Below are 23,940 nucleotides of genomic sequence, written 5' to 3'. Positions count from 1 at the left end.
CGAGTCGCAGGCATTTCGCACCGGTCGGGACCTGCCCGGCGACTGGTGGTCGGTCTTTCGCAACCGACAGATCAACGAGTTTGTCGCCGAAGCGCTCCAAAATCATCCGGACCTCGCAGCGGCGCAGGCCGCGCTGCGGGCGGCGCGCGAAAACGTGCTGGCCGAACAGGGGGCGCTGTTCCCGCAGGTTTCGGCGAGCAGCAGCGCCACGCGGGAGCTGGTGTCGCCCGCGAGTCTCGGCCAATCCGGCTCTGGCAGCTTGTTCAACCTCTACAATGCCAGCGTAAGCGTCAGCTACACGCTCGATGTCTGGGGCGGCACGCGTCGCCAGGTCGAATCGCTCCAGGCGCAGGCCGAGTATCAGCGCTTCCAGCTCGAAGCGAGCTATCTCAGTCTCACCGCGAACGTCGTTACCGCGGCGATCAACGACGCTTCGCTGCGCGCCCAGATCGATGCCACCAACGACATCATCAAGGCCGAGCAGGAGCAGCTCACGCTGATCCAGCGTCAGTTCGATCTCGGGGCAGTCGCCCGTTCGGATGTCCTGTCGCAGCAATCCACCCTGGCTCAGACGCAGGCGACCCTGCCGCCGCTGGAGAAGCAGCTCGCCCAGCAGCGCAACCAACTGATGGCGTATCTCGGGCGCTTACCAAGCCAGGATCGCGGCGAACACGTCAGCCTCGCCAGCCTCACGCTTCCGCGCAATCTTCCGGTCAGCGTGCCCTCGGCGCTGGTCCGCCAGCGCCCCGACATCGCCGCGGCCGAAGCCAGCCTGCACAAGGCCACCGCAACCGTCGGCGTCGACATCGCCAACATGCTGCCTCAGCTCAAGCTCACCGGCAGCTACGGCGGCACCAGTCTGACGCCGGACAAGCTGTTCTCACCGAGTTCGGCGGCCTGGAGCCTCGCCGGTAGTGCCGCCCAGACTGTGTTCGACGGCGGCACGCTGTTCCACGACAAGGAAGCGGCGATCGCGCTCCGCGAGCAGGCCTTAGCCACTTACAAGAGCACGGTGATCACCGCGTTCCAGAACGTCGCGGATTCGCTGCGCGCGATCCAGGCGGACGCCAAGACCCTGAAATCGCAGCTCGCCTATGAACGCGCCTCGCAGGACAATCTGGCGATCTCCCGGTCGCAATATCTGTCCGGAGCCGTGACGTATCCTTCGGTCCTTACGGCTCAGCAGAATTATCAGCAGGCAGTCATCGCCCGCGTCAAGGCTCAGGCGGCTCGCTTCAGTGATACGGCGGCTTTGTACCAGGCGCTCGGCGGCGGCTGGTGGAATCGCATGGATGAGACTGCGCAGGCGTTCCCGCGCACGCAAGCGGGTTTGTTACAGAGCAACTGATCGAGGATCGGCCGAGCGCTCGCGGCGATGCCCGATGGCCCGCCGTGCGCCCGCGGACAGGAGAGTTAGGAATGAAGAAGCGCATGATCATCATGCTGGCTGTCGTCGGCCTCGTGTTCGGCGCGCTGTATGGCTTTCAGACCTTCAAGGCGAGCATGATCAAACAGGCGCTGGCATCACTGCGCGACCCGCCGCAGACGGTTGCCACGACGGAAGCGAAAGTCATGCCGTGGCAGACCACCATCAAGGCGGTCGGCAGCGTGCGTGCGGAAAAGGGCGCGGATCTGGCACTCGAGACCGCCGGCACAGTGTCCGAGCTGAATTTCAAATCGGGCGACGACGTTCAGGCGGGGCAAGTGCTGATGCGGTTGCGCGCCGACGACGACATCTCCNANCTCGACTCGCTGAAAGCGACGGCCGATCTCAACGCCATCATCCTGAAGCGTGGACAGGAACAGATCAAAATCCACGCCGTCAGCCCAGCGACGGTGAACAGCGACGTCGCAAACTTGAAAGAAGCGGTGGCTCAAGTTCCGGACCACAAGCCGTCGTCAACAAGAAGATTCTGAGGGTCCGTTCTCGGGGGGCTTGGCATTCGCTCGGTCGATCTCGGCCAGTATCTCGCCGCCGGCACCACCGTGGTCACGCTGCAATCGCTCGATCCCGTATTCATCGACTTCTATCTGCANCAGCAGGCACTCGCCAGCATCAAGACCGGCCAGGGCGTCAAGGCGCGGGTGGATACTTACCCGGGCGTCGCGTTCGACGGGAAGATTGCGGCGATCAACCCCAAGGTCGACAGCACCTCGCGCAACGTGCAGGTCCGGGCCGAATTCGCCAATCCCGATCGCCGGCTGGTCCCCGGCATGTTCGCGACCGTCGAGATTCTGGTTGGTGATCCGGACCAGCTGGTGACGTTGCCGCAGACTGCGATCACCGAGAATCCCTACGGCGACGTCGTGTTTCTGGTCGAGAAGAACGACAAGGCGAGCACCGGCCTCGCCGTCAAGCAGGTGTTCGTCAAGACCGGCGAGACGCGCGGCGACCAGATCGCCGTCACTTCCGGCGTGCAGACCGGCGATCAGGTCGTGATCGCCGGCCAGATGAAATTGCACAACGGATCGCAGGTGAAGGTGAACAACGCGGTGCTCCCCACCGACAACGCCAACCCTAAAATCGTCGATCGCTGAGCGGAGCCGCCATGTCCTCCTTCACCGACATTTTCATTCGTCGGCCGGTTCTGGCGATCGTCGTCAGTCTGATGATTCTGGTGCTCGGGTTACGGGCGATGAGCGGGATGCCCATCCTGCAATATCCGCGAACCCAGAACGCCATCGTCACCGTGACGACCAGCTACCCGGGAGCCGATCCCGACGTCATCGCCGGGTTCATCACCCAGCCGTTGGAAAACGCCGTCGCGCAGGCGAACGGCATCGACTACATGACCTCGACCAGCACCACCGGAACCAGCACGATCACCGTCAATCTCCGGCTCAACTACGACACCGGAAAGGCACTCACCGAGATCAACACCAAGGTCAATTCGGTGCTCAACCAGCTGCCGTCCGGCACCCAGCAGCCGGTGCTGACCGTAAAGATCGGTCAGACCATCGACTCGATGTATATCGGCTTTCGCAGCGACGTGATCGACAGCAATCAGATCACCGACTATCTGCTGCGCGTGGTGCAGCCGAAGCTGCAGGCGGTGGAAGGCGTTCAGACCGCGGAATTGCTCGGCGCCAAGACCTTCGCCATGCGGGCCTGGCTCGATCCGGTCCGACTCGCCGCCTACGGCGTGACGGCGAGCGACGTCTCCACCGCGCTCTCCAACAACGACTACATCGCAAGTCTCGGCAATACCAAAGGCCAGATGGTGCAGGTCAATTTGACCGCCTCCACCAGCCTGCACAATGTCGACCAATTCAAGAAGCTGATCGTCAAGCAGGCCAACGGTGCCATCGTTCGTCTGCAGGACGTCGCCAACGTCACGCTCGGCGCGGACGACTACGAATCGGCGACGATGTTCAACGGCCGGCAGTCGGTCTATATCGGCATCCAGATTGCGCCGTCGGCAAATCTGCTGGACGTCATCAAGGGTGTGCGGGCCGCGCTGCCGGGGATCGAGCAGCAATTGCCCAACGGTCTGACGATGGGCGTGATCTACGACAGCTCCGCCTTCGTCAACAGTTCGATCAACGAGGTGATCCACACGCTGGTGGAGGCATTGGCGATCGTCACGCTGGTCGTGTTCGCGTTCCTCGGCTCGTGGCGCTCGGTGATGATCCCCGTCATCGCGATCCCGCTGTCCCTGATCGGCACCTTCCTGATGATGCTGGTATTCGGATTCAGCATCAATCTGCTGACGCTGCTGGCGCTGGTGCTGGCGATCGGCCTCGTGGTCGACGACGCGATCATCGTCGTCGAGAGCGTCAACCACCACATGGAAGAGGGGATGACGGCGCGAGAGGCGGCGTTCGCCGCCGCCCGGCAGCTCGCCAACCCAATCATCGCGATGACCGTGGTACTGATCGCAGTCTATGTTCCGATCGGCTTTCAGGGCGGCCTGACCGGCGCGCTGTTCACTGAATTCGCCTTCACACTGGTGGGCGCGGTGACGATCTCGGCGGTCGTGGCGCTGACGCTTACACCGATGATGTCGGCGCACATGCTCAAGCCGGTCGACCACGCCGGCGGCGACCTGGAGTCGCGCATGGTGCTCGCAGTCGACCGGGTGATGAGCCGCGTGACGAACGCCTATTCGCGTTCGCTGACCGGAGCACTCAACTATCTGCCGGTGATCGCCGTGTTCGCCGTCCTGGTGTTGAGCAGCGTGTATTGGCTGTACGGCTCCGCCCAGAGCGAGCTGGCTCCCGAAGAGGATCAGGGCATCATCCTGGCGCAGAGCATCTCGGCCCCGGATGCGACGCTGCAGCAGAAGCTGCTCTACACGCAGCAGACCTACGACATCTTCAAGAAGCACCCGGAGACCGAGGCCGTGTTCCAGGTGGAATCGTCGTCGACCAGCATCGCCGGCTGGGTGTTGAAGCCGTGGGACGAGCGCAAGGCGACCACCAAGACGCTGCAGCCGATGATTCAGCAGGAACTGAACAACGTGGCGGGTCAGAAGATCGTCGCGTTTCAGCAGTCTCCGTTGCCGGGATCGAACGGTCTGCCGATGCAGATGGTGATCGGTACCTCCGACGGCTTCGACAAGCTGAATCCGGTGGCGCAAAAATTCATGCAGGACGCCCTGAACACGGGCCTGTTCATCTTTCTCAACAACGACCTCAAGATCGATCAGCCGCAGGCTTCGGTCGTCATCGATCGCGAAAAAACCTCACTGCTCGGCCTGAAAATGAGCGACGTCGGCGGCGCGCTGTCCAGTCTGCTGGGCGGCGGTTACGTCAACTACTTCAGTCTCGACGGACGCTCCTACAAGGTGATTCCGCAGGTGCAGCAGGACGCGCGGCTGAACCCCAAACAGGTTCTCGACTATTACATCCGCGCGTCGGACAACACGATGGTGCCGCTGTCGACCGTGGCGAAGATCGAGACCAAGACCGTTCCGGAATCCTTGAATCACTTCCAGCAGGTCAACGCCGCGACGATTTCAGGCGTCGTGGCGCCGGGCGTATCGACCGGCGAAGCGATCGCGGCTCTGAAAGATCTCGCCAACCGCACATTGCCGGCCGGCTACACCCTCGATTTCGGCGGTGCGTCGCGGCAATTCGTGCAGGAGAGCGGCGGCTTCGTCACGACCTTTGCGTTCGCGCTGATCGTGATCTTCTTGTCGCTGGCCGCGCTGTTCAACAGCTTCCGCGACCCGGTCGTCATCCTGCTGTCGGTACCGATGTCGCTCGCCGGCGCGCTGATCTTCATCAGCATCGGCATCGGCGGCGCCAGCATCAACATCTACACCCAGGTCGGCCTGACGACGCTGATGGGCTTGATCAGCAAGCACGGCATCCTGATGCTGGAAGTCGCCAACGAAGAGCAGATCGCCGGCAAATCGAAACGCGACGCCATCATTGCGGCGGCAACGCTGCGACTGCGGCCGATCCTGATGACGACGGCCGCCATGGTGCTCGGCGTGGTGCCGCTCATCATCGCCTCCGGCGCGGGCGCGGCCGCGCGCTACAATCTGGGTCTGGTGATCGGGACCGGGCTTGCGATCGGAACCTTGTTCACGCTCTACGTCGTGCCGGCCGCCTATGTCCTGCTCGCCAAGACCCATTCGGCCGAGCAGGAAGCCGGTGCCGTCGAGGTCGCGGCGCATCCGGCAGGCGCCGAGGGAGGGGCCTGACCCGGCAATCCAAGGGTACAAAAGCGGCGCGAGATCGCGTAAGAGGGCGGGAGACGCCACGAAAACCCGAGCCGCGTAAGTCGTGAACGCTCCGCCTTTCAGATTTTCCGTCGCACCGATGATGGATTGGACCGACACGCATTGCCGCGTGTTCCATCGGCTGCTGTCGCGTCGGGCGCTGCTCTACACCGAGATGGTGACCACCGGCGCGGTGATCCACGGCGATCGGAAGCGGCTGCTCGGCTTCGACGCCTGCGAGCATCCGGTGGCGCTGCAGCTCGGCGGCTCGAACCCGCGTGATCTCTCGCAGTCGGCGACCATCGGCGAGGATTTCGGCTACGACGAAATCAACATCAATGTCGGCTGCCCGTCCGATCGGGTGAAGGAAGGCCGCTTTGGCGCCTGCCTCATGGCCGAGCCGCAGCTGGTCGCCGAGGGCGTGGCGGCGATGAAGCAGGCGGTACGTGTGCCGGTGACGGTGAAGTGCCGCATCGGCATCGATGATCAGGATTCCGAGGTCGCGCTCGATGCTTTGGCGCGTGCGGTGGTCGCCGCCGGCGCCGACGCGCTGATCGTGCACGCCCGCAAGGCGTGGCTGAACGGCCTGTCGCCGAAGGAAAACCGCGACATCCCGCCGCTCGATTACGACCGCGTCTATCGGCTGAAGCAGGCGCTGCCGAACGTGCCGATCATCATCAACGGTGGCATCAAGAGCATTGCCGAAGCCAAGCAGCATCTGGCTCATGTCGATGGCGTCATGCTCGGGCGGGCTGCGTATCAGGACCCGTGGCGACTGCTCGAGGTCGATCCGGAGCTGTTTGACGAAACTGCGCCATTTGCCGCCATGGGCGACGCGCTCGAAGCGTTGATCCCCTACATCGAGGCGCAGCTGGCGAAGGGTGTTCGCTTGCACTCGATCACCCGCCACATCATCGGCGCCTATCAGGGCGTGCCGGGCGCGCGGGCGTTTCGGCGTTATCTCGCTGAATTCGGCGTCAAGCCGGACGCCGATGCGGATGTGCTCTTGAAGGCCATGGTTGCGGTGCGCGACCGGGTGCCCGCCGAAGCCGCCTGATCGTTCGATCGCAATGGAGGGTCGCGTCGATTACTTCGCCGCGACCTTCTGCTTGCGCCATGCCAGATGCACGGCGCAATTGCAGCCGGCGGGATGCGACGCCAGCGCACCGTTTTCACTATCAGACGCATCATTCGCTGCGAGTCGCAGCTCGCCGGTCGGCGCCAGCGGCGGCATGCCGGTGTCGTCGACTGCTGAGGCGGCGTTAGCCGGCGCCGGAATGTAGTTCAGCACGGACGCCAGCCAGCGTTCGGCGGTGGCGACCGTCCAGCCTTTGCGCGTGGCGTAATCCTCGACCTGGTCGCGCTCGACCTTGCCGACGCCGAAATACGCACTCTGCGGATGGCTGAAATACAGCCCCGACACGGAAGAGCCGGGCCACATCGCGTAGCTCTCGGTGAGCGTGACGCCGGTGCTGCGCTCGGCGTCGAGCAGCTTGAACAGCGTTGCCTTCTCGGTGTGGTCGGGCTGCGCCGGATAGCCCGGGGCGGGGCGAATACCTTGATACTTCTCCAGGATGAGATCGTCAGGCGACAGGGTCTCGTCCGGCGCGTAGCCCCAGAATTCGCGGCGCACGCGGGCGTGCATGCGTTCGGCGAAGGCTTCGGCGAGACGGTCGGCCAGCGCCTTGACCATGATCGACGAGTAGTCGTCGCGCTCGGCCTTGAACTTGTCGGCGATCACGTCCTCGCCGATGCCGGCGGTGACGACAAAGCCGCCGATGTAGTCGGCGACGCCGCTGCCAACCGGCGCAATGAAATCGCTCAGCGCGGCGTTGGCGCGGCCTTCGCGCTTGTCGAGCTGCTGACGCAGCGTGTGCAGCGCGCCGATCGAGGCGTCGCGCCGATCGTCGGCATAGACGATGATGTCGTCGCCGACCGCATTCGCCGGCCAGAAGCCGATGGTGGCGTTGGCGGTGAACCAGTTCTCGGTGACGATGCGGTCCAGCATCTTGCGCGCATCGGCATACAGCGACCGCGCCGCTTCGCCGACCTTGGCGTCGTCGAGGATCGCCGGATATCGGCCGTGCAGCTCCCAGGTCTGGAAGAACGGCGTCCAGTCGATGTAGTCGACCAGTTCGGCGAGCGAGTAGGCGCTGAAGGTCTTGGTGCCGATGAAGCTCGGCTTCACCGGCTTGGTCGCAGCCCAATCGATCTTGGTGGCGTTGGCGCGCGCCGCCGCCAGCGGCAGCCGCTTCTTGTCGGCCTGGGCGCGGTGATGCGCGGCGGTGATCTTGGCGTAGTCGGCGCGCACGTCGGCCGCATAGGCGGCGCTCTTCTCGCGCGACAGCAGCGAGGAAGCGACGCCGACGGCGCGGCTGGCGTCGTTGACATGCACTACGACGCCGGCCGGGTAGGCGGGATCGATCTTCACCGCGGTGTGGACGCGGCTGGTCGTGGCGCCGCCGATCAGCAGCGGCGTCTTGAGGCCGTTGCGCTGCAACTCGCCGGCGAGAAAGCTCATCTCGTCGAGCGACGGCGTGATCAGGCCGGACAGGCCGACGATGTCGGCGTTCTCGGCCTTGGCGGTTTCGATGATCTTCGAAGCCGGCACCATCACGCCGAGGTCGATGACCTCGAAATTGTTGCACTGGAGCACGATGCCGACGATGTTCTTGCCGATGTCGTGGACGTCGCCCTTGACGGTCGCGAGCACGATCTTGCCGGCGGAGGAACTCTCGCCGGCGCCCTTGCCGGCGGCGAGGTTGGCGGCCTTCTCGGCCTCCATGAACGGCATCAAGTAAGCGACCGCCTGCTTCATCACCCGGGCCGACTTCACCACCTGCGGCAGAAACATCTTGCCGTCGCCGAACAGGTCGCCGACCACGTTCATGCCGGCCATCAGCGGGCCTTCGATCACGTGTAGCGGCCGCTCCGCCTTGGCGCGGGCTTCCTCGGTGTCGGTCTCGATGTATTCAGTAATGCCGTGCACCAGCGCGTGGCTGAGCCGCTGCTCCACCGGCCACGAGCGCCAAGCGAGGTCCTGCTCCTTCTGTTGCTTGCCCTGGCCGCGATACTTGTCGGCGAGCGCAAGCAGCCGCTCCGGCGCGCCGGGATCGCGGTTGAGGATGACGTCCTCGCAGACCTGGCGCAGTTCGGGATCGATGTCGTCGTACACGATCATCTGGCCGGCGTTGACGATGCCCATGTCCATGCCGGCCTTGATGGCGTGATACAGGAACACCGAGTGCATCGCCTCGCGCACCGGCTCATTGCCGCGGAACGAGAACGACAGGTTCGATACGCCGCCCGAGACGTGGGCATGTGGCAGGTTCTCACGGATCCAGCGCGTTGCCTCGATAAAATCGACGCCGTAGTTGTTATGCTCCTCGAGGCCGGTGGCGATCGCGAAGATGTTCGGATCGAAGATGATGTCTTCCGGCGGGAAGCCGACGCGCTCGACCAGGATGTCGTAGGCGCGTTTGCAGATCTCGGTCTTTCGCGCGTAGGTGTCGGCTTGGCCCTGTTCGTCGAACGCCATCACGACGACGGCGGCGCCGTGACGGCGCGCGATGCCGGCCTCGTGAATGAACTTGTCCTCGCCTTCCTTCAGCGAGATCGAGTTCACCACCGGCTTGCCTTGGATGCACTTCAGGCCAGCTTCGATCACCGCAAACTTCGACGAGTCGACCATCACCGGCACCTTGGCGATGTCCGGCTCGGCGGCGACGAGGTTGAGGAAGGTGACCATGGCAGCTTCTGAATCCAGAAGCCCTTCGTCCATGTTGACGTCGATGATCTGGGCGCCGTTCTCGACCTGATCGCGCGCCACCTGCAGCGCGGCGGCGTAGTCGCCGGCGGTGATCAGCTTGCGGAATTTCGCCGAGCCGGTGACGTTGGTGCGCTCGCCGACATTGACGAACGGAATGGCCGAGGTGAGTTCGAACGGCTCGAGGCCGGAGAGGCGCAGCCGCGGCTCGATCGTCGGAACGACGCGCGGCTTGTGCGGTGCGACCGCCTCAGCGATCGCCTTGATATGCGCAGGCGTGGTGCCGCAGCAGCCGCCGACGATGTTGACGAGACCGTCGCGGGCGAATTCGCCGATCAGAGAAGCCATGTATTCCGGGCTCTCGTCGTAGGCGCCGAATTCATTGGGCAGGCCGGCATTCGGATAGGCGCAGATCAGCGTGTCGGCGACGCGGCCGATGTCGGCGATGTGGGCGCGCAGATCCTTGGCGCCGAGCGCGCAGTTGAACCCGATGGTGATCGGTTTCGCGTGCCGCACCGAATTCCAGAACGCTTCGGGCATCTGGCCCGACAGCAGGCGGCCGGATTTGTCCGTGATGGTGCCCGAGATCATCACCGGCACGTCGGTGCCGCGCGCTTCGGTGATCTCCGCGATCGCATACAGCGCTGCCTTGGCGTTGAGCGTGTCGAAGATGGTTTCGAGCAGTAACAGGTCGGCGCCGCCGTCGAGCAGGCCGTTGATCTGCTCGGAGTAAGCGATGCGCAAATCGTCGAAGGTCACGGCGCGATAGCCGGGATTGGCGACGTCCGGCGAGATCGAGGCGGTGCGGTTGGTCGGGCCGATGGCGCCGGCGACGAAACGCGGCTTGCCGTCTTCGGCCTGCACCTTTGCGGCAGCATTGCGGGCGAGGCGAGCGCCGTCGCGGCTGAGCTCATAGGCGAGATCGGACAGGTCGTAATCGGCCTGCGCGATCGACGTCGACGAGAACGTATTGGTGGCGACGATGTCGGCGCCGGCGCGCAGATATTGCGCGTGGATGTCCTCGATCGCCTGCGGCTGCGTGATGATCAACAGATCGTTGTTGCCGCGAACGTCGCGATGAAAATCCTTGAACCGCTCGCCGCGGAACGCCGCTTCGTCGAGCTGCAGTTGCTGGATCATCGTCCCCATCGCGCCGTCGAGCACGAGAATGCGTTCGGCAGCGAGCGCACGAAGACGCTGGGCGACTTGGCTGGTGGATGTCGACATTTGCAAGATACTCAGCGCGACTCCCTCTCCCCATCGGGGAGAGGGTTGGGGTGAGGGGGATCGAACGCATCCGGTCTGATCGTTCGAGCAATCGTCTCGAGTACGCCGTCGAGGTTCGACAGCACATCATTGTTCCAGAACCGAAGGACCAGATAGCCCATGGCAGAGAGCACCTCCGTCCGTGCGGCGTCGGCCTCGGCTTGCTGTCCGTGCTGCCCACCGTCGAGTTCGACAATCAGCTGGGCGTCCGCACAGCAGAAGTCGACGACATATCGGTCGATCGGAAACTGTCGTTTGAACTTCCATCCGCCGAGCTGGCGATTGCGCAGGCGTTGCCACAGCAGTGTTTCAGCCTGTGTGGGCTGAGCCCGCAGGCGTCTGGCGATCGGGGTACGAGTGGTGCGGATGACCATCGGCTCCCGTGCCCCCTCACCCCAACCCTCTCCCCAAAGGGGAGAGGGAGTGCGCTGTGCGCGCGGAGATGTCAGTTGAAGGCTCACGCGGCTTGCCTTGCCGCCGCCGGCCGGAAGCCGAGCAGGTGACTGATTGCGAACACCAGGTCCGCGCGGTTCATGGTGTAGAAGTGGAAATTGTCGACGCCGTGCTTGGCGAGCTTGTGCACCTGGCCGGCCGCGACCGTCGCAGCCACCAGCTTCCGTGTATCAGGATCGTCGTCGAGCCCTTCGAACTGCTTGGCCAGCCACTCCGGCACGGTGGCGCCGGCGCGGGCCGCGAAGCTCGCCGCCTGCTTGTAGTTCTGCACCGGCAGGATGCCGGGAACGATCGGGATATTGATGCCGCGGGCACGAACGCGGTCGAGGTAGCGGAAGTACAAATCGTTGTCGAAGAAGAACTGAGTGATGGCGCGGCTGGCGCCGGCGTCGACCTTGGCCTGCAGCATGTCGAGATCGGCATCGAAGCCGGTACTCTCCGGATGCTTCTCCGGATAGGCCGAGACGGTGACGTCGATGTCGGGATGGCGGCGTTTGATCGAGGCGACGAGGTCGGCCGAGCTGCGATAGCCCTGCGGATGCGGATGATAGGTGCCGCCGAGGCCGCTGGTCGGATCGCCGCGCAGCGCCACGATGTGACGAACGCCGACCTCGTAGTAGCGCTCGACCACGTCATCCACGTCCGTGCAGGGCGCATCGACGCAGGTGAGGTGGGCGGCGGGCACCAGGTTGGTCTCGTGCAGGATGCGGGCGATGGTGGCGTGGGTGCGCTCGCGGGTCGAGCCGCCGGCGCCATAGGTCACCGACACGAAGCTCGGATGCAGCGGCGCCAGCCGGCTGATCGCTTGCCACAGATTTCGCTCCATCTCTTCGGTCTTGGGAGGGAAGAACTCGAAGGAGATCGCCGGAAGGTTCTGCCGGAGGTCGGTCATCTGGAATGGCCCACGCTGAAAATTGGGTCGCTGCGTTGCAAACAATGCGCCTGAGTAAGTCCGCCAGCCACTCGGAGCGCGCCGAGGTGTGACGTGGTGCTAGATTTAATCCGGTTGCGGTGCGGAATCCATCCCACTCACTGCCTGTTTGGGATGGGAAATTGCCCACAACGACCAAAATTGGCTTCTCATGTCGTGGCTTTCGTTTTTGAGAGTGGGCTACTGTGGGCAAAGATTTGGCCGGGATTCTCGCCGATTTGGCTGAATTTCGGCGCTTGCAATCTAAGTCGAGCAAGAGTGATCTCATCGGGAGAACGAGGGCAGTGGCCGCTCCGACGATTTCTGCCCACTCTCGAGAAGGCTTGAGCTTTCGTCATACGGCCAATTGCCGAGCGGGATACCTTTGCGCCGGCACCCCACCACCACTAGTTTAAGCGGATGCTCCCGCTCTCCGTTCTCGACCTTTCGGTCGTCACCACCGGCACGCCGCCCGCCCAGGCGCTGCGCAACTCGATCGACCTGGCGCGCCATGTCGATGCGCTCGGCTATCGCCGCTATTGGCTCGCCGAGCACCACAGCCTGCCGTCGGTCGCCAGCCCGTCACCCGATATCATGATCGGCCAGATCGCCGCGGTCACCCAGCAGATCCGCGTCGGCTCCGGCGGCGTCATGCTGCCCAACCATGCGCCGCTGGTGATCGCCGAGCGCTTCAAGATGCTGGAGGCGCTGTTCCCCGGCCGCATCGACCTCGGCATCGGCCGGGCGCCCGGCACTGACCAGGCGACCGCCCACGCGCTGCGTCGGCGGCTCGACATCCGCGAGGGTGACGATTTCCTCGAGCGGCTGCAGGAGCTGACGCTGTGGGAGACCCGCGGCTTCCCCGCCGGCCATCCTTACAACAACGTCATCGCCATGCCCGACGATGCGCCGCTGCCGCCGATCTGGCTGCTCGGCTCCAGCGACTACAGCTCGGAGCTCGCTGCGCAGGTCGGCATGGGCTTCGCGTTCGCGCATCACTTCGCATCATTTGACGCGGTCGAGGCGCTGACGCATTACCGCGCCAATTTCCGTCCCACCCGCTGGCGCGAGACGCCTTACGGCATTCTGGCCGTCGCGGCCGTGGTGGCGGAGACCGACGAAGAGGCGGAGCGGCTGGCGAGTTCGATGGACCTCAACCGGCTGCGTCGCGACCGCGGCCGCTACGAGCCGCTGCCGAGCATCGAAGAGGCGCTGGCCTATCCTTACACCGAGGCCGACCGCGCCTCGATCGCGCGCAACCGCTCGCGGCTGTTCGTCGGCAGCCCCGCGACGGTGCGGGCGAAGCTGACGCCGCTGATCGAAGCCAGCCGCGCCGACGAGTTGATGGTGATCACCGCCACCTACGATCACGAAGCGAGGAAGCGCAGCTACACGCTGCTGGCGGACGCCTTCAAGCTGCAGCGGGCCGCGGCGTAGTTAATAGCTCCGAACCCTCAGCTCCGTCATTGCGAGCGAAGCGAAGCAATCCAGCCCCGTGCACTGGACTGGATTGCTTCGTCGCTTCGCTCCTCGCAATGACGGGGATAGTCAGTCGGCGAAAAGCAAGTAATCAGCGCCGTCATCCTGAGGTGCGCGCGTAGCGCGCCTCGAAGGATGCGGCTGCACGCGAGCGCGCCTCCACGCGCCTGTGGCCCATCCTTCGAGGCCGCCGCTGCGCGGCGGCGCCTCAGGATGACGTTTGATTTGTGGAGAGCCTGCGTAGTTAAGTAATCGGAGACTCTGCATAGCGCTCGCTGAACGTCGCCCGGAACGGATGGCCCGGATAGACGCCGACGATGCGGAACTCGCGCGAGAAAAATTTCAGCTCCTCCAGCGCGAAGGCGAGGTTCTTGTCTTCGGGATGGCCCTCGACGTCGACGTAGAACTGCGTCGCGAAAAAATTGCCATCGACCATGTAGCTTTCCAGCTTGGTCATGTTGATGCCGTTGGTGGCGAAGCCGCCCATCGCCTTGTACAGCGCCGCCGGCAGGTTGCGCACCCGGAACACGAAGCTTGTAACCAGCAGGCCGGAGCCCTGCGCCGCCCAGCGCGGCTCGCGCGCCAGCAGCACGAAGCGCGTTGTGTTGTGCGCCTCGTCCTCGATGTCTTCGGCCAAAATATCGAGCCCGTAGATCTGCGCCGCCAGCCGCGAGGCGATCGCCGCGCAGCTCTTGTCGCCGCGCTGGGAAATATCGCGCGCCGAGCCGGCGGTGTCGCCGGCGACGATCGGCTTGAGGCCGAACTTGCGGATGATGCGCCGGCACTGGCCGAGCGCATGGACGTGGCTCTCCACCGTCTTGATGTCTTCGAGCTTGGCGCCCGGCACGGCGACGAGCTGATGCCGGATCGGCAGGAAGTACTCGCCGATGATGAACAGGCCGGACTGCGGCAACAGATGATGGATGTCGGCGACGCGGCCGGCGACCGTGTTCTCGATCGGGATCATGCCGAGGTCGGCCTCGCCCGACGAGATCGCCGCCAGCGCGTCCTCGAAGGTCGCGCAGGGCAGGGCCTCCGCGGTCGGGTAGGCGTCGCTGATGGCGATGTGGGAATTGGCGCCGGGTTCGCCCTGGAAGGCGATTTTCAGAATTTTGCTCATGGGGTTCCTGCTTCCGGCGGCGTTCTAGAGCAAATCCGGCCGCGATGGAAACCCGAGCGGCCGCACAGCGGTGGCGGCGGCCTCAGCCGCCCAGCGCCCGGCGGGCCGTCTCCAGGTCGGCAGGGGTATCGACGCCGCGCGGCACGGTGTCGACGATGCCGACGTCGATCCGCATGCCGGCCTCCAGCGCCCGCAGCTGTTCGAGCTTCTCGCGCTGCTCGAGCGGCGAGGGCGGCAGCGCCACGAAGCGCTCCAGCGCGGCGCGGCGGTAGGCGTAGAGGCCGATATGGTGATAGCGCGGGCCGTCGCCCCACGGCGCGGTGGCGCGGGTGAAATACAGCGCGCGCAGCCGATCCGGACCGAGCGGTGAGCCAACCACCTTCACCACGTTGGGATTGGTGGCTTCTTCCTCGGTGTGGATCTCGGCCGCCAAAGTTGCGATGTCGACCGCGGGGTCGTCGAGCGGTGCCAGCGCGGCGCCGATCTGCTCCGGCGCGATGGTCGGGAAGTCGCCCTGCAGGTTGATCACGGCGTCGAGTTCGCGCTTGGGATCGAGCGTCTGCAGCGCCTCGAAAATGCGGTCGGAGCCGGAGGGATGGTCGGGGCGGGTCATCACCACCTCGCCGCCATGGGCCGTCACCGCCTCGGCGATGGCCGGCGCATCGGTCGCTACGGCAACGCGGCCGAGGCCTGCGGCGACTGCCCGCCGCCACACCTGGACGATCATCGGCGCCCCCGCGATATCGAGCAGCGGTTTGCCGGGCAGGCGGGTGGCCGCCATCCGGGCGGGAATCAGGATCAGCGTGCGGGATGTGGTCATGGGTGCGGTGGCCTGGTCCCGCCAAATGGAATTCGCGCGGACCGCAGCAAATCGATGGTAATCGATTGCTGGAAGGTTTGAAGTCGCGACACTTATACGGGTTGCCAGAGCAGGGGCAAACCGATATTCCATCGCCTAAAGTCTAGTTGCGAATGCTTGTTATAACGACTCGACAACACTTCGGGCGGAGCCGCGGGCGACAATGGATTCCTTCGAACTGAACAAGGTTCTCGGTGCCGTTCTGGGCACCTGTCTTTTCCTGATGGTGTCGAATCTCGCGGCGCACGCGATCTTCTCGCAGCCCAAGCTCGAGAAGCAGGGCTACGCCATCGCGGTGAAGGAAGCCGAGCCGGCGCCAGCTAAGGACGCCGCGGCGCCCGCCGCCGACGAGCCGATCGAGAAGCTGCTGCAGACCGCCTCGGTCGAGAAGGGCCAGGCCGCCGTCAAGAAGTGCGCCGCCTGCCACACCTTCGAGAAGGACGGCCCCAACCGCGTCGGTCCGAACCTCTACGGCATCGTCGGCGAGCCGCGCGGCCAGGGCCGTAACGGCTTCAACTTCTCGGCCGCGATGAAAAACAAGGGCGGCGAGTGGACCTTCGACGACCTCAACAAGTTCCTGACCAGCCCGAAGGCCTTCATTCCCGGCACCGCGATGGGCTTCGCCGGCATCTCCAGCGAGAAGGAACGGGCCGACGTGATCGCGTTCCTCAACAAGAACTCGGACAAGCCCGAACCGATTCCCACGGCTGCCAAATAAGCCTTTCAGCGCAGGTTTTGACGCATGACGGCCGGGCTTTTGCCCGGCCGTTTTGCTGTTGGCCGGATTAACCTTTGTCCATCGGGACCTTTCGCCGCAACAGCGCCGTGCTTCTGGCTGTTATCGTCCGGGAAATTCGCCATAATCGGCCGAATCCTCGCCTCATCTTGCGGTTCTGATGACGAACCCGACGCGAACAGGACAGTCAGCCCCGTGACACTCTCCCGACGACATCTCCTCCAGGGCGGCCTCGCCGCCATGGCCGACCCCGCGTTCGGCACCAGCCTGCTGCCATCCGGTATCGCGCAGGCGCAGGACGCTGCACCGAAATGGCGCCACGGGCTGTCGCTGTTCGGAGAACTGAAATACCCGGCCGACTTCAAGCGCTTCGACTACGTCAATCCGGACGCGCCGAAGGGCGGCGCGGCGCGGCAGATCGCGCTCGGCACCTTCGACAATTTCAACCTCGCCGTCGCCGGCGTGAAGGGCAACATCGCCGGTGCGGTCGGCTATCTCTACGAGACGTTGATGACGCCGTCGCAGGACGAGGTCGGGACCGAGTACGGCCTGCTCGCCGAGGCCGCGATGCACCCGGACGACTTCTCCTTCGTCACCTACCGGCTGCGCGCCGAGGCGAAGTGGAACGACGGCAAGCCGGTGACGCCCGAGGACGTGATCTTCTCGTTCGACTCGCTGAAGAAATACTCGCCGCGCTACGCCTCCTATTATCGCCACGTCACCAAGGCCGAGAAGGTCGGCGATCGCGACATCCGCTTTTCCTTCGACGCGCCGGGCAACCGCGAGCTCCCGACCATCGTCGGCGAGCTGATGATCATGCCGAAGCATTGGTGGGAGGGCACCGACGATCAGGGCCGCAAGCGTGACATCTCGGCCACGACGCTGGAGAAGCCGCTCGGCTCCGGCGCGTATCGGATCAAGGAGTTCGTTGCCGGCCGTTCGATCGTGCTGGAGCGCGTCAAGGATTACTGGGGCGCCAAGCTGCCGACCCAGATCGGCACCAACAATTTCGACGAATTGCGCTTCGAGTATTTCCGCGACAACACGGTCGCGCTCGAAGCCTTCAAGGCCGATCAGGCCGACTGGATCATGGAAAACTCCGCCAAGCAGTGGGCCACCGCCTACGATTTCCCGGCGGTGACCGACAAGCGCGTGGTCAAGGAGGAATTCCCGGTCAACGATTCGGGACGGATGCAGGCCTTCGTGCTCAACACCCGCCGCGAGATGTTCAGGGACCCGCGCGTCCGGCGCGCCTTCAACTACGCGTTCGACTTCGAGGAGATGAACAAGCAGCTGTTCTACGGCCAGTACAAGCGAATCAACAGCTTCTTCGAGGGCACCGAGCTTGCCTCCAGTGGCCTACCGCAGGGCCAGGAGCTCGAATTCCTCGAAACCGTGCGCGACAAGGTGCCGGCCGAGCTGTTCACGCAGCCCTACACCAATCCGGTCGGCGGCAATCCCGAAGCGGTGCGGACCAATCTGCGCGAGGCCATGAAGCTGCTCAAGGAAGCCGGCTTCGACATCAAGGATCGCAAGCTGGTCGATACCGCCGGCAAGCCGGTGGCGGTCGAGATCCTGGTGCAGGATCCGTCGTCCGAGCGCATCGCGCTGTTCTACAAGCCGTCGCTGGAGCGCATCGGCGCTGCGGTGTCGATTCGCATCGTCGACGACGCGCAGTATCAGAACCGCATCCGCGCCTTCGATTTCGACATCATCACCGATCTGTGGGGTGAGTCGCTGTCGCCGGGCAACGAACAGCGCGAATACTGGGGCTCGCAGGCGGCCGACACTCCGGGCTCGCGCAATACCATCGGCATCAAGAACCCGGCCGTCGATGCGCTGATCGACAAGGTGATCTACGCCAAGGATCGCGCCTCACTGGTCGCCGCCACCCGCGCGCTCGATCGCGTGCTGCTGTGGAATTTCTACGTGGTGCCGCAATTCACCTACGGCTTCATGCGCTACGCGCGCTGGGATCGCTTCAACCACGCGCCGCTGCCGAAATACGCCCGCTCCGGCCTGCCGGCGCTGTGGTGGTACGACGCCGACAAGGCGGCCGCGATCGGTAAGCGCTCTTGAGGGGCAATTTGCGGATGGCGCAGTTCAACCGCCGCAATGTGCTCGGCTTCGGTCTCGGCGCGCTGGCGGCAACGCGGTTGCGGCCCGCAGCGGCCGCAGAAGGTGAGACCGTTGCTCACGGCATGTCGGCGTTCGGCGACCTGAAGTACCCGGCCGACTTCCCTCATTTCGACTACGTCGATCCGAATGCTCCGAAGGGCGGAGTGTTCTCCACGATCCCGTCTTCACGCGCGTTCAACCAGTCGTTCCAGACCTTCAATTCGCTCAACGCCTACATCCTCAAGGGTGACGGCGCGCAGGGCATGGGGCTGACCTTCGCGACGCTGATGGCGCGCGCCGGCGACGAGCCGGACGCGATGTACGGCATGGCGGCCTCGAAGGTCGCAATCTCGGCCGATGGGCTGACCTATCGGTTCACACTGCGACCCGAAGCCCGCTTCCACGACGGCAGCAAACTCACCGCCCGCGACGCCGCGTTTTCGCTGAACATCCTGAAAGCCAAAGGCCATCCGATCATCGGCCAGCAGATGCGCGACTTCATCGCGGCCGAAGCGACCGACGATGCGACGCTGGTGGTGACCTTCAAGCCGAAGCGCGGGCGCGACGTGCCGCTGTTCGTCGCGTCGCTGCCGCTATTCTCGCAGGCCTACTACACCAAGCAGCCGTTCGAGGAGTCCACTATGGACATCCCGCTCGGCAGCGGGCCCTACAAGGTCGGACGGCTGGAGTCCGGTCGCTATATCGAGTTCGAACGGGTCAAGGATTGGTGGGGCGCGGGGCTCCCGGTCAACATCGGCGCCAACAATTTCGATACCGTGCGCTTCGAGTTCTATCGCGACCGTGACGTCGCGTTCGAAGGCTTTACTGGACGCAGCTATCTGTATCGCGAGGAGTTCACCGCCCGGATCTGGAATACGCGCTACGACTTCCCGGCCATCCAGGACGGCCGCGTCAAGCGCGAGAAGCTGCCGGACGAAACGCCGTCCGGCGCGCAGGGCTGGTTCATCAACACCCGCCGCGACAAGTTCAAGGATCCGCGGGTGCGCGAGGCGCTCGGTCTCGCGTTCGATTTCGAATGGACCAACAAGACAGTGATGTACGGCGCCTATCAGCGCACGGTGTCGCCGTTCCAGAACTCCGACATGATGGCGATGGGGCCACCGTCGCCGGAAGAAGTCGCGCTGCTCGCGCCGTTCCGCGGCAAGGTGCCCGACGAAGTCTTCGGCGCGCCCTATCTGCCTCCTGTCTCCGACGGCTCGGGTCAGGACCGCGCGCTGCTGCGGCGCGGCGTCCAGTTGCTCAACGAAGCCGGATTCGTCATCAAGGATGGGCGCCGTATCACGCCGCAGGGTGAGCCGTTTCGCGTGGAATTCCTGCTCGACGAGCCGGCGTTTCAGCCGCATCACATGCCGTACATCAAGAACCTCGGCACGCTTGGTATCGATGCCACGCTGCGCCTGGTCGATCCGGTGCAACTCCGCGCCCGCCGTGACGATTTCGATTTCGACATCACGATCGAGCGCTTCAGCTTCTCGACCGTGCCCGGGGACTCGTTGCGTTCGTTCTTTTCGGCTCAAGCCGCCGCCACCAAGGGCTCGAACAATCTCGCCGGCATCGCCGATCCGGCTATCGATGCCATGATCGATCACGTGATCGCCGCCAATACGCGGAGCGACTTGCTGATCGCCGCGCGTGCGCTCGACCGGCTGATCCGCGCCGGCCGCTATTGGGTGCCGCAATGGTACTCGTCGACGCACCGGCTGGCTTATTGGGACGTGTTCGGCCATCCGCCGAATCTGCCGAAATACGCCGGCGTCAGCGCGCCGGATCTGTGGTGGGCCAAGCCCGCGGGCGGGAGCAAGTAGCATGACCGCCTATATCGCCCGCCGCATCCTGCTGATGATCCCGACGCTGCTCGGGATCCTGTTCGTCTCCTTCGTCGTGGTGCAGTTCGCGCCCGGCGGCCCCGTCGAGCGCGTCATCGCGCAGCTCTCCGGCGCCGACACCGGTGCGTCGTCGCGCGTGTCAGGTTCGTCGGGCGGCGATTTCGGCAACCGGCCCCAGGCCGGCGCCGCCGGCGAGGCGGTGAACTCGAAGTATCGCGGCGCTCAGGGACTCGACCCGGAATTCGTCAAGAGCCTGGAAAAGCAGTTCGGCTTCGACAAGCCGGCGCCCGAACGCTTCGCCATCATGTTGTGGAATTTTGCGCGGTTCGACTTCGGCAAGAGTTATTTCCGCGACGTCAGCGTGCTGCAACTCATCAAGGAAAAACTGCCGGTGTCGATGTCGCTCGGCATCTGGATGACGCTGCTGACCTATCTGATCTCGATCCCGCTCGGCATCCGCAAGGCGGTGCAGGACGGCTCGAAATTCGACACCTGGACTTCGGCGGTCGTGATCGTCGGTTTCGCCATTCCGGGCTTCCTGTTCGCGATCTTGCTGATCATCCTGTTCGCCGGCGGCTCGTTCTTCAGCATCTTCCCGCTGCGCGGTCTGACGTCGGACGGCTGGAGCCAGTTTCCCTGGTACTGGAAGATCATCGACTATTTCTGGCACCTGACGCTGCCGCTGATCTCGATGGCGCTCGGTGCCTTCGCCACCATGACCTTGCTGACCAAGAACTCGTTCTTGGACGAAATCCGCAAGCAATACGTCATGACGGCGCGGGCCAAGGGCTGCAGCGAAAACCAGGTGCTGTACGGCCACGTTTTCCGCAATGCCATGCTGATCGTCATCGCCGGCTTTCCCGGTGCCTTCATCCACGCCTTCTTCTCAGGTTCGCTCTTGATCGAGACCATCTTTTCGCTCGACGGTCTCGGCCTGCTCGGCTTCGAGAGCGTGCTCAACCGCGATTATCCGGTGGTGTTCGGAACGCTGTTCATCTTCTCGCTGGTCGGCCTGGTGGTGAATCTGATCTCCGATCTGACCTATATGTGGATCGATCCGCGGATCGACTTCGAAGCGCGGGAAGTCTGATGACCTTGCTTGCGCGCGAAAAGGTCGAAAGCACCACGGTGGCGCCGCTCGGCGAAGCCGTGCCGCCGACCGGTCATCGCCTGCGATTGTCGCCGCTCAACCGGCGGCGCTGGCAGAATTTCAAAGCCAACCGTCGCGGCTATTGGTCGTTCTGGATCTTCTCGGTGCTGTTCGTGGTGTCGTTGTTCGCAGAATTCATCGCGAACGATCGGCCGCTGCTGATCCACCTGCAGGGGCATTATTACTTCCCGGCAATCGTCACCTATTCGGAGACGACGTTTGGCGGCGACTTCGAAACCGCGGCGGACTATCGCGATCCGTATTTGCAGAAGCTGATCGCCGACAAGGGCGGCACCGTGATCTGGGCGCCGATCCGTTACTCTTACGACACCCACAATCTCGACCTGCCGACGCCGGCGCCGTCGAAACCGACCTGGCTACTCACCGAAAAGGAATGCGCCGCGGTCGTCGCCAAGAAGGGCGTCAAGGGCTGCAGCGATCTCGAATACAACTGGCTCGGCACCGATGATCAGGGCCGCGACGTCGTCGCCCGGCTGATCTACGGCTTCCGCATCTCGGTGCTGTTCGGCCTCAGCCTCACCATCGTGTCGTCGATCATCGGCGTCGCCGCCGGCGGCATCCAGGGTTATTTCGGCGGCTGGGACGGTCTGCTGTTCCAGCGCCTCATCGAAGTCTGGACCGCGATCCCGTCGCTTTATCTCTTGCTGATCCTGTCGTCGGTGCTGGTGCCGGGGTTCTTCGTGCTGCTCGGCATCCTGCTGCTGTTCAGCTGGGTATCACTGGTCGGGCTGGTGCGTGCAGAATTCCTACGCGGCCGCAATTTCGAATACATCACGGCTGCGCGTGCGCTCGGCGTCTCGAACGCCAAGATCATGGTGCGGCATTTGTTGCCTAACGCCATGGTGGCGACCATGACGTTCCTGCCGTTTATCGTCTCGTCTTCGGTGATGACGCTGACGGCGCTGGACTTCCTGGGCTTCGGCCTGCCGCCCGGCTCGCCGTCGCTGGGTGAGTTGCTGGCCCAGGGCAAAGCCAACGTCCAGGCGCCCTGGCTCGGCTTCACCGGCTTCTTCGCCGTCGCCATCATGCTGTCGCTGCTGATCTTCATCGGCGAAGCCGTCCGCGACGCTTTTGACCCGAGGAAGACGTTCAGGTGAGGGTGTGGTAGGGTCGGTCGGGCTCATAGATAGGAGGAGCCAGTGAACAGGGTTGTACGTAACTATCCGGCCTCCCGTCTTCCCGAGGATTTACGGGAAGGTGTCGACACCTCTTCGACCGTCACCGTATGGATCGTCGAGGACGAAAAGCCGCCAGAGCGGGTCATGACCTTAGAAGAGATTTTTTCGGTGCAAGGGTTTCGGCGTCGTACCGCGGAGGAAATAACTGAAGATCTTCGCAGACAGCGCCAGGAATGGGACAGCTGAACATTGCCCGGACTGGTCTATTTGGACACCAACTTATTCATCAATGCTGTCGAGGGCACCGTCGAGGCGGGGGCGCCCGCACGAAGGTTGATCGCATTTCTCCGGGCGGACGGCAGGAGGCTTGCTGTGACCAGCGAGATCACTTTCGCCGAAGTGCTGGCTCCCGCAAAGCGACCGGACGCGCTTACGCTGGAGATCAAGCGGCGCGTGTATCTTGATCTCCTCCTGTGGAGTAAGGTTGTCGGATTGGTGCCGGTTAGCCGCGAGATCCTGATCGATACGGCGGACCTGCGCTTGGTAGCTCCGCTGAAGTTGCCGGACGCCATTCACTTGAAGTCGGCGATAGCCGCGGGCTGTGAATTTTTCGTGACGTCGGATGAGGATTTCAATCGGCTGCCTGTGGGGATGAAGCGCGTGAACTGTGAATCCACGGAGATCGACCAATTGATCAGCGAGCTCTCCTGATGGATGCCATCGCTCTGCCCCTTCTCGCCGTCGACGACCTCTCCGTCGCCTTCCACCAGCCGAGCGGCACGACGCTGGCGGTGGATCACATCTCCTATCAGATCCAACGTGGCGAGTGCGTGGCGCTGGTCGGAGAATCCGGCTCCGGCAAGTCGGTCAGCGCGCTGTCGATCCTGAAGCTGCTGCCTTATCCGAGCGCCTCGCATCCGAGCGGTCAGATCCGGTTTAAGGGGCGCGATCTGCTGCAACTACCCGAGCGCGAGATGCGGGGCATCCGCGGCAGCGACATTTCGATCATCTTCCAGGAGCCGATGACCTCGCTCAATCCGCTCCACACCATCGAGGCGCAGATCGGCGAGATCCTGCAGCTGCACGGCGGCGTGCGCGGCGCCAAGGCGCGGGCGCGGATCATCGAACTACTCACCCAGGTCGGCATCCCCGAGCCCGAGACGCGGCTGTCGAGCTATCCACACCAATTGTCCGGCGGTCAGCGCCAGCGTGTGATGATCGCGATGGCGCTTGCCAACGAGCCGGACCTCTTGATCGCCGACGAGCCCACCACCGCGCTCGACGTCACCGTACAGGCGCAGATCCTCGCCCTGCTGGCCGAAATCCGCGGCCGGCTCGGCATGAGCCTGTTGTTCATCACCCATGACCTCGGCATCGTCCGCCGTATCGCCGACAAGGTCTGCGTCATGCACAGCGGCAAGATCGTCG

At 64.1% G+C, this 23,940-nt stretch carries 18 protein-coding genes; 13 read left to right on the top strand and 5 right to left on the bottom strand.

The features are described 5' to 3' along the window. The 4 genes from I5M_RS11680 to dusA all read left to right on the top strand — a co-directional run. On the top strand, positions 1 to 1,348 hold a 1,348-nt coding region (locus I5M_RS11680; protein WP_022721573.1), incomplete at its 5' end, for an efflux transporter outer membrane subunit. 593 nt (positions 1,349 to 1,941) lie between these two features. Further along, on the top strand, positions 1,942 to 2,538 hold the full coding sequence (locus I5M_RS34195) for an efflux RND transporter periplasmic adaptor subunit (RefSeq protein WP_307705609.1): 597 nt from the start codon (positions 1,942 to 1,944) through the stop codon (positions 2,536 to 2,538). Between the two features lie 11 nt (positions 2,539 to 2,549). Then, entirely contained in the window at positions 2,550 to 5,651 is a 3,102-nt protein-coding gene (locus I5M_RS11670) for an efflux RND transporter permease subunit (protein ID WP_022721572.1), read from the top strand. 82 nt (positions 5,652 to 5,733) lie between these two features. Then, complete coding sequence (gene dusA, locus I5M_RS11665; protein ID WP_022721571.1) at positions 5,734 to 6,726, top strand: tRNA dihydrouridine(20/20a) synthase DusA; 993 nt, start codon at positions 5,734 to 5,736, stop codon at positions 6,724 to 6,726. A gap of 30 nt (positions 6,727 to 6,756) precedes the next feature. Here the strand turns inward: dusA and metH are convergent, their stop codons facing one another. The 3 genes from metH to metF form a co-directional block, all read right to left on the bottom strand. Continuing rightward, a complete protein-coding gene (gene metH / locus I5M_RS11660; protein ID WP_022721570.1) occupies positions 6,757 to 10,662 on the bottom strand; it encodes a methionine synthase in 3,906 nt (1,301 codons plus the stop codon). 11 nt (positions 10,663 to 10,673) lie between these two features. After that, on the bottom strand, positions 10,674 to 11,075 hold the full coding sequence (locus tag I5M_RS11655) for an endonuclease domain-containing protein (protein WP_022721569.1): 402 nt from the start codon (positions 11,073 to 11,075) through the stop codon (positions 10,674 to 10,676). A gap of 83 nt (positions 11,076 to 11,158) precedes the next feature. Then, positions 11,159 to 12,046: a methylenetetrahydrofolate reductase [NAD(P)H] gene (metF, locus tag I5M_RS11650; RefSeq protein WP_022721568.1), complete on the bottom strand. Its 888-nt coding sequence runs from the start codon at positions 12,044 to 12,046 to the stop codon at positions 11,159 to 11,161. Between the two features lie 438 nt (positions 12,047 to 12,484). On the opposite strand from metF, the gene I5M_RS11645 reads away from it, so the two are divergent. Continuing rightward, a complete protein-coding gene (locus I5M_RS11645) occupies positions 12,485 to 13,501 on the top strand; it encodes an LLM class flavin-dependent oxidoreductase (protein ID WP_022721567.1) in 1,017 nt (338 codons plus the stop codon). 286 nt (positions 13,502 to 13,787) lie between these two features. Here the strand turns inward: I5M_RS11645 and I5M_RS11640 are convergent, their stop codons facing one another. Further along, entirely contained in the window at positions 13,788 to 14,663 is an 876-nt protein-coding gene (locus I5M_RS11640; RefSeq protein WP_022721566.1) for a prephenate dehydratase, read from the bottom strand. 82 nt (positions 14,664 to 14,745) lie between these two features. Continuing rightward, positions 14,746 to 15,483: a 3-deoxy-manno-octulosonate cytidylyltransferase gene (locus I5M_RS11635; protein WP_022721565.1), complete on the bottom strand. Its 738-nt coding sequence runs from the start codon at positions 15,481 to 15,483 to the stop codon at positions 14,746 to 14,748. A gap of 202 nt (positions 15,484 to 15,685) precedes the next feature. Between I5M_RS11635 and I5M_RS11630 the strand changes: the two genes are divergently transcribed. The 8 genes from I5M_RS11630 to I5M_RS11600 form a co-directional block, all read left to right on the top strand. Continuing rightward, positions 15,686 to 16,240, top strand: a complete 555-nt coding sequence (locus I5M_RS11630; RefSeq protein ID WP_022721564.1) for a cytochrome c family protein — start codon at positions 15,686 to 15,688, stop codon at positions 16,238 to 16,240. A gap of 213 nt (positions 16,241 to 16,453) precedes the next feature. Further along, complete coding sequence (locus I5M_RS11625; protein ID WP_031336107.1) at positions 16,454 to 18,337, top strand: extracellular solute-binding protein; 1,884 nt, start codon at positions 16,454 to 16,456, stop codon at positions 18,335 to 18,337. A 14-nt stretch (positions 18,338 to 18,351) separates the two neighbouring features. Continuing rightward, complete coding sequence (locus I5M_RS11620; RefSeq protein WP_022721562.1) at positions 18,352 to 20,202, top strand: extracellular solute-binding protein; 1,851 nt, start codon at positions 18,352 to 18,354, stop codon at positions 20,200 to 20,202. A gap of 1 nt (position 20,203) precedes the next feature. After that, positions 20,204 to 21,313 carry a microcin C ABC transporter permease YejB gene (locus I5M_RS11615; protein ID WP_022721561.1) on the top strand — a complete coding sequence of 370 codons (1,110 nt, stop codon included), beginning with the start codon at positions 20,204 to 20,206 and terminating at the stop codon, positions 21,311 to 21,313. Continuing rightward, a complete protein-coding gene (locus I5M_RS11610) occupies positions 21,313 to 22,491 on the top strand; it encodes an ABC transporter permease (RefSeq protein WP_022721560.1) in 1,179 nt (392 codons plus the stop codon). Before I5M_RS11615 ends, I5M_RS11610 begins: the two co-directional genes overlap by 1 nt. 42 nt (positions 22,492 to 22,533) lie before the next feature. After that, positions 22,534 to 22,758, top strand: coding sequence for a hypothetical protein (locus I5M_RS31365; RefSeq protein WP_083909564.1), 225 nt, complete (start codon positions 22,534 to 22,536; stop codon positions 22,756 to 22,758). 3 nt (positions 22,759 to 22,761) lie between these two features. Further along, on the top strand, positions 22,762 to 23,223 hold the full coding sequence (locus I5M_RS11605) for a PIN domain-containing protein (protein WP_022721559.1): 462 nt from the start codon (positions 22,762 to 22,764) through the stop codon (positions 23,221 to 23,223). Then, on the top strand, positions 23,223 to 23,940 hold a 718-nt coding region (locus I5M_RS11600), incomplete at its 3' end, for an ATP-binding cassette domain-containing protein (protein WP_022721558.1). The genes I5M_RS11605 and I5M_RS11600, both read left to right, overlap by 1 nt.

It is taken from the genome of Rhodopseudomonas sp. B29 (genome assembly GCF_000333455.1).
Classification (GTDB): Bacteria; Pseudomonadota; Alphaproteobacteria; order Rhizobiales; family Xanthobacteraceae; genus Rhodopseudomonas.
Note: the sequence above shows the minus strand (reverse complement) of the source record. Positions and strands in the feature narration are given on the sequence as shown.

What these genes read in the sequence shown, in the direction of transcription:
- I5M_RS11670 (WP_022721572.1), top strand. Translation starts at nt 2,550, where the DNA reads ATGTCCTCCTTCACCGACATTTTCATTCGTCGGCCGGTTCTGGCGATC.
- metH (WP_022721570.1), bottom strand. Translation starts at nt 10,662, where the DNA reads ATGTCGACATCCACCAGCCAAGTCGCCCAGCGTCTTCGTGCGCTCGCT.
- I5M_RS11655 (WP_022721569.1), bottom strand. Translation starts at nt 11,075, where the DNA reads ATGGTCATCCGCACCACTCGTACCCCGATCGCCAGACGCCTGCGGGCT.
- metF (WP_022721568.1), bottom strand. Translation starts at nt 12,046, where the DNA reads ATGACCGACCTCCGGCAGAACCTTCCGGCGATCTCCTTCGAGTTCTTC.
- I5M_RS11645 (WP_022721567.1), top strand. Translation starts at nt 12,485, where the DNA reads ATGCTCCCGCTCTCCGTTCTCGACCTTTCGGTCGTCACCACCGGCACG.
- I5M_RS11640 (WP_022721566.1), bottom strand. Translation starts at nt 14,663, where the DNA reads ATGAGCAAAATTCTGAAAATCGCCTTCCAGGGCGAACCCGGCGCCAAT.
- I5M_RS11635 (WP_022721565.1), bottom strand. Translation starts at nt 15,483, where the DNA reads ATGACCACATCCCGCACGCTGATCCTGATTCCCGCCCGGATGGCGGCC.
- I5M_RS11630 (WP_022721564.1), top strand. Translation starts at nt 15,686, where the DNA reads ATGGATTCCTTCGAACTGAACAAGGTTCTCGGTGCCGTTCTGGGCACC.
- I5M_RS11620 (WP_022721562.1), top strand. Translation starts at nt 18,352, where the DNA reads ATGGCGCAGTTCAACCGCCGCAATGTGCTCGGCTTCGGTCTCGGCGCG.
- I5M_RS11615 (WP_022721561.1), top strand. Translation starts at nt 20,204, where the DNA reads ATGACCGCCTATATCGCCCGCCGCATCCTGCTGATGATCCCGACGCTG.
- I5M_RS11610 (WP_022721560.1), top strand. Translation starts at nt 21,313, where the DNA reads ATGACCTTGCTTGCGCGCGAAAAGGTCGAAAGCACCACGGTGGCGCCG.